A 14,443-nucleotide genomic window follows, 5' to 3' on the forward strand; every position below is an offset into this window, starting at 1 on the left:
AGTATACGAAGGTGCCAGAAAGAAACTGGAAGACCTCGGTCTGGTCTTCTAATCTGTAAAGCCAGTGGTACCTCCACTGGTTATTCCTTTACAAAACTTAACCAAATATTGCATAACTGATTTTTTTAGGTCTCTGACCATAGGTAATATGTGTAGAAAACACAATATTACGTTTATTCTGGTAATTATACTTATCCTGAAATCATAAGTTATCCTTTTTGACACTAACGATTAATCATAATTTTCCAAAATACTTTTTTTGACCACATGCTGCATATTACAGATATCTATATGGTTTTACTGAGAACTAAAAATAATTGCTGAGACCAAAGGTTTAAAAAATAATGAACAAATAACTAATATAGTAAACTCCGTTAGATAAGCAGGTTGTTTGCATTCTTTTTAATGTTTAAACCGTATATTTGAGGGGGAGGCTTAATCCGATGGATAAAAACATTAATGTAAAATCTATCAAACTTAAAGTTGCTGAAGCTAACCAAAACGATGTGGGAAAAGGTGTAGTTCGCATCGATAAAGCTACCAGAGAAAAAATAGGCGTTAAAGAATATGATATAGTAGAAATTAAAGGGAGACGTACTACTTCTGCAATAGTTAGACGTGAATTTCCAGCAGACAGCGGACTGGATATAGTCCGAATGGACGGACTTATACGTACAAACTCTAAAACCAGCATAAGCGACCATGTGATTGTAAAAAAAGCTGAATGGAAAGAAGCAAAACATGTAACATTGGCACCTGTTTCAAAAGGTGTCAGGATTCAGGCACCTGCCGAAATCTTACGCTCAATTTTTAAAAACCGTACTATTTCAAAAGGAGATTTTATATCAACCTCAAACGTGCGTAAACCAAAAAATTCACTTGACAAAGGTATGATGTATGAAGATTTTTTCCAGGACGTTTTTTCTTCATCTTTCCGTCTTGGAGAAGTTAAAATCCAGATTGTTTCTACATCACCTCCCGGAATTGTCAAAATTACTGAATCTACTGAAATCGAATTACTTCCAGAATCAGTGGAAATTCTTCCAGAAAAGGATATACCAAGCGTTATGTATGAAGACCTGGGTGGTATTAAACCAGCCATTGTAAAAATCAGAGAAATGATTGAACTTCCTCTGAAGCACCCTGAACTGTTTGACAGCCTGGGAATTGAAGCTCCAAAAGGTGTATTATTACATGGGCCACCTGGCACTGGTAAAACACTGCTTGCAAGAGCCGTTGCCAACGAATCGGATGCCTATTTCATATCCATCAACGGTCCAGAAATCATGTCCAAATTCTATGGGGAATCAGAACAGCGTATACGTGAAGTATTCGATGAAGCTGAGAAAAATACTCCAGCTATAATATTTCTCGATGAACTGGACTCCATCGCTCCAAAAAGAGCAGAAGTAACCGGAGAAGTTGAGCGTAGAGTCGTTGCTCAGTTCTTGTCATTGATGGACGGATTAAAAGAACGCAAAAATGTGATTGTGATAGGAGCCACCAACAGGGTAGATGCCCTTGATATAGCTCTGAGAAGACCCGGCAGATTTGACAGAGAAATCGAGCTTCGCGTCCCTGACACTGAAGGTAGACTGGAAATCCTTCAAATACACACAAGAGGGATGCCGCTTGGAGTAGACGTCGACCTTGAGGAGCTGGCAGAAATAACATATGGATTTGTTGGTGCTGATATATCATCTCTCTGCCGTGAAGCCGCAATGGGTGTACTTAAAAGAATACTACCTGAAATTGATTTAGATGAATCTGTTATTCCAAAAGAAGTACTTGAACAGATACAGGTTACAAAGGTGGATTTTGACAATGCTCTAAAAGATGTACGCCCTTCTGCCATGCGTGAGATTATGATTGAAATCCCGAATGTTACATGGGAAGATGTTGGTGGACTTGGAGAGGTTAAAGAGTTACTTAAGGAAGCTGTAGAATGGCCACTTAAAAATGCAGAATCCTTCAGACGAATAGGTGTAGAGGCGCCCAAGGGAGTTATGCTTTATGGACCGCCTGGTACTGGAAAAACCATGCTTGCCAAAGCTGTAGCCAATGAATCCGGTGCGAATTTTATCGCTGCTAAGGGTAGTGATTTACTATCCAAATGGTACGGTGAATCTGAAAAACGTATAGCAGAAGTTTTTTCGCGGGCAAGACAGGTAGCACCTGCTGTCATCTTCCTTGATGAACTGGATGCCATCGCACCTGTAAGAGGATCTGCAGTTGGTGAACCACAAGTTACTGAACGCGTCGTTAATCAACTCCTTTCAGAACTGGACGGACTTGAAGAATTAAGAGGAGTTGTGGTTATAGGTGCCACCAACCGTCCGGACATTGTAGACCCTGCACTCCTTCGACCGGGTAGGTTCGATGAACTTATAACTGTGCCTGTACCTGATAAAGGCGCACGCCAGAAAATATTTGAAGTGCACACCAAAGATATGGAACTGGCAGAAGATGTCAGCACCGAGGAACTGGTTGCACAAACTGAAGAATACACAGGAGCAGATATTGCAGCAATCTGTAAAAAGGCAGGAAGGTTCGCTTTAAGAGAAAACATAATGGCAGATGAGGTTAAACAAAAACATTTCTTGAAAGCCATCGAGGATATAGGACCATCTGTTACACCTGAGGTCATAAAATATTATGAGCATTTAAAAGGTAAACTCAGAACCAAAAAAGCAGAAGAAATTGAAAATGTCTATGTATGAATGGTTATACACCATTATATAGAACTTTTTTACTTTTTTAATAAACAGTGAAAAACAAAACCAATTACTTAAATATTAATATTACTAACAGTAATTTATATGACATTTCCCACAGCTGAAAACCTCAAAAGAAAAAGAAATGAGCTTGGATTTACCCAGAATGAATTAGCGAAACTGGCAGGTGTGAGCCAGCCGTTGATTGCACGTATAGAAGCAGAAGATGTTGACCCGCGGCTGTCCACGGTCAAAAAAATCCATGATGCCTTCCAGGAAGCAGAAAACAAAAACTTGCTGGTTAAAAATATAATGCATCATAATGTTGTGTATATCTCACCTGATAAAACAATAAACGATGCCATCAGAATCATGGAAAAACATGGATATTCACAGATTCCTGTTTTTGAAAACGGATCATCTGTTGGAAGTATTTCAGATGATTTGATTTTAAAAGTGATAACTGATTACAAAATGAATAGTATAGCTGATATGAAAATCCGCGATATTATGGGAATCTCATATCCTGTAGTATCTCCTGAAACCCTTATCAATGTTGTTTTTAACATACTTGAACAATATCCGGCTGTTCTGGTAATGGATGCAGGAAGTTTTACAGGTATAATAACAAAACATGATTTGATGAAGTTATTACATGGTTAATTTTTTTATCCCTGCCAACAAATTTGGCTAAAATTATATATCAGATATATCCATTATAGAGCCAATACATAACAGAAATTTAAAAAGGAGTATTATATGAATCTTGAAGACAAGTTAATAATGATGCCTGGTCCTGTACCAGTTGCACCAAGAATATTAAGGTCTATGTCAAAACCAATGATAAACCACAGGGGTGATGAATTCGCAAAAATCTGCGATGACTGCTGTGGCATTTTAAAAGATATTTTCAATACACAAAATGATATTTCTGTTATAAGTGGTTCCGGCAGTGCAGGAATGGAAGCTGCTGTCGGATGTACAACCAATAATGATGACAAGATAATTACAATTGAAAACGGTAAATTCGGTGAGAGATTCAAATTAATCGCAGGTAGATATGGAAAAGCATTACCTGTGGAATCTGAATGGGGAGAACCTGTAGATCTGGACAAAGTGGAAAAATATCTTGCAGAGGGAGCAAAATCTGTTGCAATGGTCCACAATGAAACCTCTGCAGGCATACTGAATCCGGCGAAGGAAGTCGGCAAACTCGCCAAAAAATATGATGCATTGTTTATCATGGATGGTATCACATCCATCGGAGGAGATGAGGTCAAGGTTGATGATTGGGGTGTCGACATTGCAATAGCTGGATCTCAGAAATGTATAGGAGCTCCTCCAGGAATTTCCATGGTTTCTGTAAGCGAAAAGGCATATGAATCGATGGAAAATGTAGATAATAAACCATATTATCTTGACCTTGAAGCGTACAAGGAAAGCCTTGACAAGGATAAAACTCAGACCCCTTACACACCCGCTATACCATTGTTTTATGGGTTACAGGAAGCACTCCATATTATAGATGAAGAAGGTATGGACTCAAGGATCAACCGTCACAGGACATATTCCAGAGCGATCCGTGAAGCCATGGATGCAATGGGACTGGAAATGTTCCCCACACTGGACGGTAATACCCATTATTCAAATACTGTTTCCGCCATGAAAGCACCGGAAAGTGTTAGTGGAGAAGATGTTAAAAAGGATATGCTTGAGAAAGGAATTGTTATTGTCGGCGGACAGGCTCGATTAAAGGATAAAATATTTAGAATCGGGAATATGGGCAATCTGACACCAAGAGATATCCTGATTACAATACAGGAAATTGAAACCGTACTCCACAAACGCGGTATATTGTCAGAAATCGGTGCAGGTATCGATGCCGCCAATGATGTCCTGGACACATTATAATTAATGAGATAACATGGCAACTATAGGAATTGTAGATACAACCTTTGCACGTTTTGATATGGGTAGTGTAGTTCTTGACGAACTGAAAAAAAATGCGTCAGCAAAAACCATAAGAACTACTGTGCCCGGTATCAAAGACCTCCCTGTCGCATCAAAAAAGCTTCTGGAAGATCAAGGATGCGACATCGTTATAGCTCTTGGTATGCCTGGTTCTGCTGAAAATGATAAAGTGTGTGCCAACCAGGCATCTCTGGGCCTGATTCAGGCACAACTCATGACAAATAAACATATAATAGAAGTATTTGTTCACGAGAATGAAGCCGCGAGTGAAAAAGAGCTGGCTCGACTCATGGAAAAACGTGCACGTGAACATGCATTAAACGTTATCAAATTGTTATTTAAACCCAAAGAACTTATAAAAGAAGCAGGCACAGGGCAACGACAGGGATTTGAGGATGTCGGACCCCTTCGTATGAAATAAGATAAAAATGGAGATTATATATGAGTATCAATCTGGGATTTGTTATTGCTGAATTCAACAGAGATCTTACCTACCAGATGGAACTGCTGGGGAAAGAACACGCCGAATTTCTGGGTGCAGAAGTTAAAGATAAAATCCTTGTACCCGGGGTTTACGATATGCCCCTTGCAATTAAAAAATTCTGTGAACAGGACGATATCGATGCTGTAGTTACAATCGGTGCTGTTATTGAAGGTTCCACCGAGCATGATGAAATTGTTGTACAGCATGCATCAAGAAAGATAACCGATCTGTCACTGGAATACAATAAACCGGTAACTCTCGGTATTGCAGGCCCTGGTATGACCCGCATGGAAGCACATGAGAGAATCGATTATGCCAAAAGGGCTGTAGAAGCTGCGGTAAAACTTGTACAGCGTCTATGAAATAATTAAAGTTAAATATAAGACTGCGTTTTAGAGGTTTTGATGGCATCTTCAAGGGTCGAACGTGTAAAAGAATCCGAAACGATTAGAATAGCAAATCTTGCAAATCAGTTGCGAAAAAAGAACATCGATGTTATAAGTTTTAGTCTGGGTGAACCTGATTTTGATACACCCAGATATATATGTGATGCTGCCGCAAACGCCATGTATAATGGAGAAACCCATTATGCACCGTCTGCAGGCATTCCTCAATTAAAATCTGCTGTTGCTGAAAAACTGCAAAATGAAAACAAACTGGATGTTGATGATTCCAACGTTTTAATTACACCAGGTGCAAAGCAGGCTATATTTGAAATTATGATGTCCGTTCTTGACCAGGATGATGAAGCTATCCTGTTTGACCCTGCATGGGTTTCCTATGAACCATGTATTAAGATGGCGGGAGCTAATCCTGTATGGGCTCCAACTGATTCTGAAAATGATTTTACACCTTATGATATTTCAGAGTATATAACTGAGAAAACCAAAATGATTGTTGTAAACAGTCCATGCAATCCTACAGGAAGTGTGTATGAAAGAAATGTTCTAAACAATATCGCAGACCTTGCAATCGACCACGACCTTTTTGTACTCTCTGATGAAATCTATGAAAAAATCATCTATGATAAGGAACATGTCAGTATCGGCTCGTTGGATGGTATGAATGAGCGCACCATAACGGTTAACGGATTTTCAAAAGCTTATGCCATGACAGGCTGGAGACTGGGATTTGTCTGTGCAAATCCTGATATATACAAAGGATTACTCAAAATTCAATCACATTCAGTAAGCAGTGCAACTACCTTTGTACAGCATGGTGGATATGCTGCCCTGAATGGACCTCAGGAACCTGTTAGTGAAATGGTGGATGAATTCAGAGCAAGAAGAGATATGCTGGTTGATGGACTGAATTCCATAGGGTTTAAAAGCAACCTACCACAAGGTGCATTCTATGCATTTGCTGATGTCAGTGAATACGGAACCGGTGATGAAGTAGCTGAAAAGTTATTAAAAGATGCTCATGTTGCAGTAACACCGGGTTCAGCGTTCGGACCAAGTGGTAAAAACTTTATAAGAATATCCTATGCAACATCACAGGACAGAATTCTGGAAGGTCTTGAGCGCATAAAATCAGTACTTGAATGATTAACTATAACGGTCAAGGATTTTATCAATAATTTTACCGCTACTGCACAATGGGCAATTGCTTGATTTATTAATGCGAACTACTTTCGCATTAATTCCCAGTTCTCTCAGTTTTTTCTCGATTTCCTCTGTATTGAATTTCTGGTCATGCCCAATTGCAATTATATCCGGTTTAATGTCCGTTATTGGCTCATATATATCGATTTTACTACCAGGTATTGCCTTATCCACCATTTCCAGTGAATCCACCATGGTAACACGCTGGTCTTCAGGGATAACAGGTTTTGGTTTATGTTGTATCATCGATTCCCTTGCAACAATCACATACAGTTCATCACCCAGTTTACGGGCTTCAGTCAGATAAAGCAGATGTCCCGGATGAAGAAGGTCAAATGTACCAGTTGCTAATACCCTTGTCAAAAAAATCACCTTTACTGTGTAGCAGGGGAGGGGGTCTTCTGCGTTTATGATAATAAAAAGCATCCAAGTATTAATAATTTTATGGATTAACGAAAAAGAACACCAAAAAATATTACACATTCGATTAAAAATCTAATTTATCATGGATAACGGATCGAAAAAGGATTTTGAAAATGAATTCAAAGAATTGGTTAAATACACTATACCCGGATACATTACAGGACTTATACTTGGAAGTTTAATGGATCATTACGGTTACCAGCAAAGTCCTATAGGTCAATGGGCAGTTCGCACTTTATCCGGCGAAGGTGAGAGCATTTTCGAAGGAATTTATTCGATAAAACAAAGGTTAAAAGGGGCTATGGGGTCCATGTCGGAAGCCTACGGATGGGGAAAACTCTCAGGGATGGCAGTTCCCTGGGTCATTGACCTATCAAGTCATCTTGCAGGTGTAAATATATATGGTATAGAAGGTTTTTATATACCCTATTTTTATGCACTCAGCGACCAGATAGGAGCCAATATTTCAGGACTGTATTATCTGAAGAAGTCGGAGAACTCCTGGTCAAAAGGTGCTCATAAATACATTCATCACCCTGTAATGCTGTCAAGCCTGTTGGTTATAATTATTGTTCCGGTGGGTCTTCTGTCAGCACGTATTATAGGGTTCAGCCCCACTACACAAACGTATACTGCTCTTGAAACCATTGCTGCAAATCTTTGCTGGGTACCACCTGTAGTTGGATGGCTCTGGGTGAACTACCGCTGAGCTAAAGACTCAGCGGCTTCGGAAGAAGTTTACCATGAAAGCCTTACTCTTTAAATCAAAGATTTAAAGATATTTATAAATTTTCAATTTACAAAGTTCTATCCGGGGAGTTCACATCCCCACTATCGGTTATCCCTGAAAGGGATTCACCGATTACCTTTCTCAAGATGTTCAATGCACCGTTGAAATCGGCATTGATCAGTCTACCTGTTGACGACTGGAAGATAACTCTCTTAAATCTTCTACCAAGATATCTCTTGTGTTTTCTGATTGGTTCCAATGCCAGTACATCAACCTTGCTGGTATAAGCTTCATCTACTTCGTGATACTTTATACCGTGGTATTCGCACTTAGAGGCTAATTTCTGTTTAAATCTAGCAAACGGTATCGTCTGGAAGTTCTGGGTGTTTTCTTTGCCGATATTCTGCTTCTGTTTGATTTCTTTCAGTTCTCCGGTTATGATATTACCGATTCTATTTTCCAGACAGTGTTTAACGATGTGATTAACACACTGGTTCATGTAATCATTTATCTTCCAGAACCTTTTATTAGAGAATCTATCCATTTTGATTCCATTATCAACATTATCGAATTGTCAGACAGGCTGTAAAGACATCGTGGTTTTCTTCATCTTTATAAAACATAATTATAAAACATGATGAATTATATATTTGACTTACTTAAAATACACAAGTTTTAATTGGTTTGACTTTGTTTTTATAAGTAATTCTATATAATTAATCTTATCGAATTATTATAACATACAGATTTTAAATTATCATATTAACACAGAGGTAGCTTCATGGTTGAAAAATCAATTGAAGAAATTAACAGTAAAATCAATGATGGTAGCGTTAATGTTGTTACTGCTGAAGAAATGGTGGATATAGTTTCAGAACTTGGTACAGAAAATGCTGCAAAGGAAGTGGATGTTGTCACTACCGGTACTTTTGGAGCTATGTGTTCATCCGGAGCATTCCTGAATTTTGGTCATGCAGAACCCCCTATTAAATTCCAGAAAATCTGGTTGAATGATGTTGAAGCATATGCAGGATTAGCTGCAGTTGACGCATATATTGGTGCCACCCAACTATCAGAAACTGCTGGTATGGAATATGGAGGGGCTCATGTCATTGAAGACCTGGTTCGTGGAAAAACCATTGATGTACATGCAAAATCCTATGGTACTGATTGCTATCCTTTGAAGGTACTTGATACCACCCTCAATATCAATGATTTAAACCAGACAACCATGGTTAACCCCCGTAACGGGTTCCAGAAATACAATGTCGCAACCAACAGTACAGGCCGTACACTACATACATATATGAGTACACTTCTTCCAAACCATGGTAACATTACCTATTCAGGTTCAGGTGTCCTTTCGCCCTTATCCAATGACCCGAATTATGAAACCATCGGTACAGGCACACGAATATTTATAGGCGGTGCTCAGGGATATGTTGTAGGAGAAGGTTCCCAGCACAATCCAGAAGTAAATTTTGGCACCCTTATGGTGCAGGGTAATCTTAAAGATATGAATCCCGATTATATACGTGGTGCAAGCTTTTACGGTTACGGTACTTCGCTGTATATGGGAATTGGAATACCTATACCGATATTAAATGAAAGGATGGCAGAATATACAGCTGTCAGTGATGAAGACATTGTTACAAATATACTGGATTATGGTATACAGAGCAGAGACCGTCCCAAGTTAAGAGAAGTTACCTATGCAGAATTAAAATCCGGGTCAGTGGAATTAAACGGCAGAGAAGTCACAACATCACCATTATCCAGCTTTAAAACTGCAAGACAGATTGCTGAAGAATGTAAAGACTGGATTAAAAATGGTGAGTTTTTTGTTAACGACCCCGTTTACAGACTCCCCAATAAGGGTATTTTCAAGCCAATGAAACAGACAAAGAAAAAACCACTAGTTGGAGAGATTATGGCAACAGATGTTGTTACAATCCAGCAGGATAATTCTTTCCATGAAGCTGCGAAGAAAATCATGGAAAGTACTTTCGACCATTTACCTGTGGTATCAGAAGATTCGAAACTTGTTGGTATTGTTACTGCTTGGGATATATCAAAGGCAGTTGCAGAAGATAAATTCAATATTGTCAAAGATTTCATGACAAAAGAAGCGATTACGGCTACAACTAATGAACCTATAGATATTGCTGCACATCGTATCGATCAAAAAGAAGTATCCGCTTTACCAGTAGTAGATGATGAAAACCATGTTGTGGGTATCATTACAAGCAATGATATAAGCAAATTACTTGCAAGTGAGTAAATAAGGGATGTTATATGATAATCAAAATCAGTGTATCAACCGACAGAATCGACAAACCTATTATTGCAGAATCCATTCTTGAAACTGGAACACTGCTGAACATATCTCAGGCACATTTTGATTCAATCCACGGAGAAATCATAGCCGATGTCCCAAAAAATGATTTTGAAAAATTCAGCGAGTCATTGATATCCAAAGGTGCAAAAGTTGTACAACTCGACATGCCTGTAAACAGGGATGATGATGAATGCGTGAATTGCGGTGCCTGTGTATCCATCTGCCCCATGAAAGTCTTCAAAATTGGAGAAGACTGGAGCGTGAATATGGAATCCGAGAACTGTATCCAGTGCGGTACATGTATAAAAACCTGTCCTCATGGTGCTTTGAGTATCCAGAACTTTATGGAATAAAATGTCATACAGAGAAAAGTTTCAGTTGAAAGAGACAATTGTAACTATTGTAGCGGATAACTCCTCAAGTATTGAAATCGCCAAGGATGCAATTAAACTCCACCGTTCCAGACTTGAGCGCTACATCCAGTATGACCCTTATTTCAATACAACCCTTGAACCCTATGAATACACTGAAAATACTCCTGAAATCGTTCAAAGGCTTATCAGGGCTGGTAATACAGTGGGAATTGGGCCCATGAGTGCAGTTGCCGGAACCATTGCATCCCTTGCTGTTGAAGCCATGGTTGAAGCAGGTGAGACCTATGCGATTGTAGACAATGGGGGGGATATTGCACATATCAATGATAGACCGGTAAATGTGGGTATATATGCAGGAACATCCGCTTTTGAAAATCTTGCTTTCAAAATCAACACAAGGAAAACGATAACTGGTATCTGTACTTCATCCGGTACTATTGGTCCATCCATTAGTTTTGGTATGGCTGATGCAGCTATTGTGTTTTCAGATGATGTATCGCTTGCAGATTCTGCTGCCACTGCACTTGGTAACGCTGTTGATGGTACAGGAAGAGAGTTCGTTGAAAAGTCATTTGATGTGATCAAATATATACCCAATATAAAGGGTGCCGTGGTGATTCAGGGAGAAAATATGGGTGTCTGGGGTGAGATACCAGAAATAGTGCGTGCCAGTGTAGACTATGATTATATTACAAAAGGCTGATATCTATCTATATTCATTTAATGCCGATAACAAGGGGTTTAAAAATGTTTTTGTTAACAGGTCCATATCCTGCACTATTTTTTTTATTTTTTGTTTTATCAATCTGAAATCTAAATTTTTGATTTAATTTCCTGTCCGGATTACAAAAGATTAATAACTATCACAAACAAAATAATAGTTGAGGTGGCTTATAATGTCAAAATACTACAAAAGGCACTATGAACGCAAAGGGTCAAAAAAAGAGGAAGAGTTGGAAGAAAAACTGATTAACAAAAACCTTGAAACCTTTGAAAAAGGTGAAGAGGAAGAGGTTGGTGAGCCACTGGATGAGTACGAGTATGAATACGAATATGAACAGGAAAAATGATATTACAGTTAATGTTAAAATCGTTCCCGAAGATGATTCAGAATACCCTGTAAATATTGAAAATGGTGCGACTTATGAAGATTTACTTAAAACACTTGACATAAATGAAGAGTCAGTTATTGTTTTAAAAAACGGACAAGCCACTCCACTTGATGGAGTGGTCGAATCCGGTAACATTCAAGTTTTAAAAATAACATCAGGCGGATGATCAGCATACCAAAAAGAAGATAAATTACATCTTCGAACACATACTTTTCAACTTATTGGTTGCTGACAATGCTTCCTGATTCTTTTTTAATATTTTTTGTTCATATTGTTTAATAACACCTTCAAGAGGAGTATTCAGTTCATAAATTTTGGTTGGTCTCCCCTTACCTGCTGTCTTTTTATTATAGATATTTATCCAGTTGTTATCACGCATTGTTCGCATGGCAACACTTACCTCGGGTTGTCTCAGACCTGTACACATTTCTATTTCCTGCGAAGATGCCCGTTTGACATTGGACAGATATGTAAGTGCAGTTGCAACATTGCGTGACATTCCAAGACTTTTCAGTGTGTCTATAAATTTATAGTCGTTTTCGTCTAAAATATTTACTTCAAAATCTTTCATATACAAATAAACCCCCTTTGTATAGTTTAACAAGTTTGTTCATTTAAGAGTTTTAAATAAACCCCCTTTATTACATATTTTAGATTAATCATTATTATATTTAAAGTTTTAGATAATTATCTGTTTAAAAAAAGCAGAATATTAATATTGAATAACAGACTCGATTAATTCTCCACCTATGGATATTACCATTTTTGTGAATAAATCTTCTCTATCAAAACTAATTATATCATTTCCCGCAAAAATTTTTTCCACTACACGTTTACCTAATATATCGTCATAACCAGGTTTTAATTTCAATATACATGTTCCAGGATAAATGGATGTTTCATAGTTTAATTCATCAAGGTCTCCATCGACTATCCCTATAACAGGAATTGCAAATCTATAGAGAATATCTCCTGCAATTGCTGTTGTGTCATCACCTATTGTAACTGCCATGCATACATCAGAAATAATTTTAAAACAGTTTTCTGCATTATGGTCTATTACAGCTACTCTGTTACTACGATTATCTGTTGACCTGTTGCAAATTGGAGATATACGACTGCTTTTATGCCTCAACACACCTGTTTTTATCCAGGCGTTTTCTATGTCAACTGGAGCCCTTTTATCATAAAGATGGAGTTTTTCAAGCCCATGCTCTTTTATAGCCCCTCCATCGATTGATGTTATATACCCATTTTCTGCAACAATTGCTACATCTTTTGATTCAGCTTTGCCTATCACTATACCGTTCACAAATATATTTTCACCCGGCAGGACTCCAGAAACTTTACGTTTTACAGTTGACCCGTTTTTCACAATCTGAAATGAACTGTCAGTCGGTGTGGACATTTTTAAATTCAGCAGTTTTGATAGATATTTCGCATAATTAAAAGAATTGGATGTCCAAGCAATAATTTCACCGTCAGGTCCTGGACTTTCTATTTGTACAATCGGTAAATCGGATTTATTCAGGCCGGAAATCACCATGCTCCCGAAAATATGACCGTTTTCTACAGATTTACAGTGATTCAGCAGACATACTACATCACAGTTTTCAATTTCGATAAGGTGCTTCATGCTTTCACTTGGTTTCAGACATCCGGTTATATCGATTATGTTTTCAAGACCTGCATCAATAACAGCAGTTTTCCCCATTGAACCTCCAATCTGAGCGATTGGTCTGCACCCTCTTTCTGATAATCTATCGATTATCAACTTTGCCCAACCTGAGTCTATGACTTCGGGACCATGAATTACTAAACCTATTTTTTCCATTGAAACCATTTTTTATGTCATTCAGGAATAATATATACATATAATATTCAATTATATAACCATCGATGGACTGTAAGCACAAGTATAACAACGAAAAATTAAATCAGGAGTAATATAGATAAAAACAAATGATAAATTAATATAATTACACTAAAAATAGGTGTTAAAAATAAAAATTAAGTAATCAAATTTTTTGCTCGATCAAAAATTCTAGAAAATCGGAACTTAAATTCGTCTCCATTTCCATCTTTTTCACAATTTCCCCTTCTGACAAGCCTTTGTTTTTTAAATCATCAATTTTATTGTAAACATTTCTGGAAACTTCGGAATATTCATTTGTATCTTTCCTGTGACCCCAGACATCTCCTTCAAGCAGGTCTACACCCTGCATGTCAAGGAACATTTTGGCAGATTCAGACAATGTTTTCCTGTAAGAACTCGGCAAATGGAGTGCTTTAAGATGTGGGCATTTTGATACAATCGTAAAAATATCGGTATTGGAGGGTCTAAAAGCCAGATGAACTATTTCCTCATTTTCATCCAGATTTCCTATTTCATTCTTTGAACTTACTACTCGAATTTTCATAGATATCCCTTACTAGTGGTTTTGACTGTGTCCTATTTTAAAAACACAGTGGTTTTAGTAATAGTAGTTTAAGGTTTTATTCTATAAAAAAATTATTCCCTTGTTAACGCAGTGAAATTAAGTAATCAGATTCCGAATACTGTTGCAGCCGCACTCCTAAATTTACATAAAATGATGTAAACTTAGGTGAGAAAGTATCATCTTTCTCGTTTAATTCGGTTGCATATTTATTTTCGAGTTATTGTATCTCCAATATGCAATATACAAAGGTTC

General features: G+C 37.8%; 16 protein-coding genes and 1 pseudogene. 12 read left to right on the forward strand and 5 right to left on the reverse strand.

Annotated features, from left to right (window positions below; translation table 11 throughout):
- The first annotated feature begins 443 nt into the window (after positions 1-443).
- The 6 genes from ACLFMM_RS06010 to ACLFMM_RS06035 all read left to right on the forward strand — a co-directional run bounded on the left by ACLFMM_RS06010 (position 444) and on the right by ACLFMM_RS06035 (position 6,716).
- Positions 444-2,720 carry a CDC48 family AAA ATPase gene (locus tag ACLFMM_RS06010; protein WP_410807811.1) on the forward strand — a complete coding sequence of 759 codons (2,277 nt, stop codon included), beginning with the start codon at positions 444-446 and terminating at the stop codon, positions 2,718-2,720.
- Between the two features lie 99 nt (positions 2,721-2,819).
- Positions 2,820-3,377, forward strand: a complete 558-nt coding sequence (locus ACLFMM_RS06015; protein ID WP_410807812.1) for a CBS domain-containing protein — start codon at positions 2,820-2,822, stop codon at positions 3,375-3,377.
- A gap of 96 nt (positions 3,378-3,473) precedes the next feature.
- Positions 3,474-4,625, forward strand: coding sequence for a pyridoxal-phosphate-dependent aminotransferase family protein (locus ACLFMM_RS06020; RefSeq protein ID WP_410807813.1), 1,152 nt, complete (start codon positions 3,474-3,476; stop codon positions 4,623-4,625).
- A 13-nt stretch (positions 4,626-4,638) separates the two neighbouring features.
- Positions 4,639-5,106 carry a riboflavin synthase gene (gene ribC / locus ACLFMM_RS06025; protein WP_410807814.1) on the forward strand — a complete coding sequence of 156 codons (468 nt, stop codon included), beginning with the start codon at positions 4,639-4,641 and terminating at the stop codon, positions 5,104-5,106.
- Positions 5,107-5,126: 20 nt separating this feature from the next.
- Positions 5,127-5,531, forward strand: a complete 405-nt coding sequence (gene ribH, locus ACLFMM_RS06030; RefSeq protein WP_410807815.1) for a 6,7-dimethyl-8-ribityllumazine synthase — start codon at positions 5,127-5,129, stop codon at positions 5,529-5,531.
- A gap of 42 nt (positions 5,532-5,573) precedes the next feature.
- Positions 5,574-6,716, forward strand: coding sequence for a pyridoxal phosphate-dependent aminotransferase (locus ACLFMM_RS06035; RefSeq protein WP_410807817.1), 1,143 nt, complete (start codon positions 5,574-5,576; stop codon positions 6,714-6,716).
- On the opposite strand, the gene ACLFMM_RS06040 is transcribed toward ACLFMM_RS06035, so the two are convergent.
- Complete coding sequence (locus ACLFMM_RS06040) at positions 6,717-7,136, reverse strand: adenylyltransferase/cytidyltransferase family protein (protein ID WP_410807819.1); 420 nt, start codon at positions 7,134-7,136, stop codon at positions 6,717-6,719.
- A 142-nt stretch (positions 7,137-7,278) separates the two neighbouring features.
- Between ACLFMM_RS06040 and ACLFMM_RS06045 the strand changes: the two genes are divergently transcribed.
- Complete coding sequence (locus tag ACLFMM_RS06045; RefSeq protein ID WP_410807820.1) at positions 7,279-7,905, forward strand: hypothetical protein; 627 nt, start codon at positions 7,279-7,281, stop codon at positions 7,903-7,905.
- Positions 7,906-7,993: 88 nt separating this feature from the next.
- Here ACLFMM_RS06045 and ACLFMM_RS06050 read toward each other — a convergent pair.
- Positions 7,994-8,491, reverse strand: a pseudogene (locus ACLFMM_RS06050) (IS200/IS605 family accessory protein TnpB-related protein); the annotation flags it as partial.
- A gap of 216 nt (positions 8,492-8,707) precedes the next feature.
- Here ACLFMM_RS06050 and ACLFMM_RS06055 point away from each other — a divergent pair.
- From ACLFMM_RS06055 to ACLFMM_RS06075, 5 genes are all read left to right on the forward strand, one after another.
- Positions 8,708-10,207, forward strand: a complete 1,500-nt coding sequence (locus ACLFMM_RS06055) for a homocysteine biosynthesis protein (protein ID WP_410807821.1) — start codon at positions 8,708-8,710, stop codon at positions 10,205-10,207.
- 14 nt (positions 10,208-10,221) lie between these two features.
- Positions 10,222-10,617, forward strand: coding sequence for a 4Fe-4S dicluster domain-containing protein (locus ACLFMM_RS06060; RefSeq protein ID WP_410807822.1), 396 nt, complete (start codon positions 10,222-10,224; stop codon positions 10,615-10,617).
- 1 nt (position 10,618) lies between these two features.
- Positions 10,619-11,341, forward strand: a complete 723-nt coding sequence (locus ACLFMM_RS06065) for a UPF0280 family protein (RefSeq protein ID WP_410807823.1) — start codon at positions 10,619-10,621, stop codon at positions 11,339-11,341.
- A 193-nt stretch (positions 11,342-11,534) separates the two neighbouring features.
- Positions 11,535-11,708, forward strand: a complete 174-nt coding sequence (locus ACLFMM_RS06070) for a hypothetical protein (RefSeq protein WP_410807824.1) — start codon at positions 11,535-11,537, stop codon at positions 11,706-11,708.
- On the forward strand, positions 11,668-11,916 hold the full coding sequence (locus tag ACLFMM_RS06075; protein WP_410807825.1) for a hypothetical protein: 249 nt from the start codon (positions 11,668-11,670) through the stop codon (positions 11,914-11,916). The genes ACLFMM_RS06070 and ACLFMM_RS06075 overlap by 41 nt, the downstream gene beginning before the upstream one ends.
- Before the next feature lie 24 nt (positions 11,917-11,940).
- Here ACLFMM_RS06075 and ACLFMM_RS06080 read toward each other — a convergent pair whose 3' ends face one another.
- From ACLFMM_RS06080 to ACLFMM_RS06090, 3 genes are all read right to left on the reverse strand, one after another.
- Entirely contained in the window at positions 11,941-12,321 is a 381-nt protein-coding gene (locus ACLFMM_RS06080) for a transcriptional regulator protein (protein WP_410807826.1), read from the reverse strand.
- Positions 12,322-12,462: 141 nt separating this feature from the next.
- A complete protein-coding gene (locus ACLFMM_RS06085) occupies positions 12,463-13,593 on the reverse strand; it encodes a DUF2117 family protein (protein WP_410807827.1) in 1,131 nt (376 codons plus the stop codon).
- A 175-nt stretch (positions 13,594-13,768) separates the two neighbouring features.
- Positions 13,769-14,170 (reverse strand): DUF1699 family protein, encoded by a 402-nt coding sequence (locus tag ACLFMM_RS06090; RefSeq protein ID WP_410807828.1) that lies wholly within the window; start codon positions 14,168-14,170, stop codon positions 13,769-13,771.
- Positions 14,171-14,443 lie beyond the last annotated feature (273 nt).

The organism is Methanohalobium sp., from assembly GCF_046546175.1.
Lineage (GTDB): Archaea > Halobacteriota > Methanosarcinia > Methanosarcinales > Methanosarcinaceae > Methanohalobium.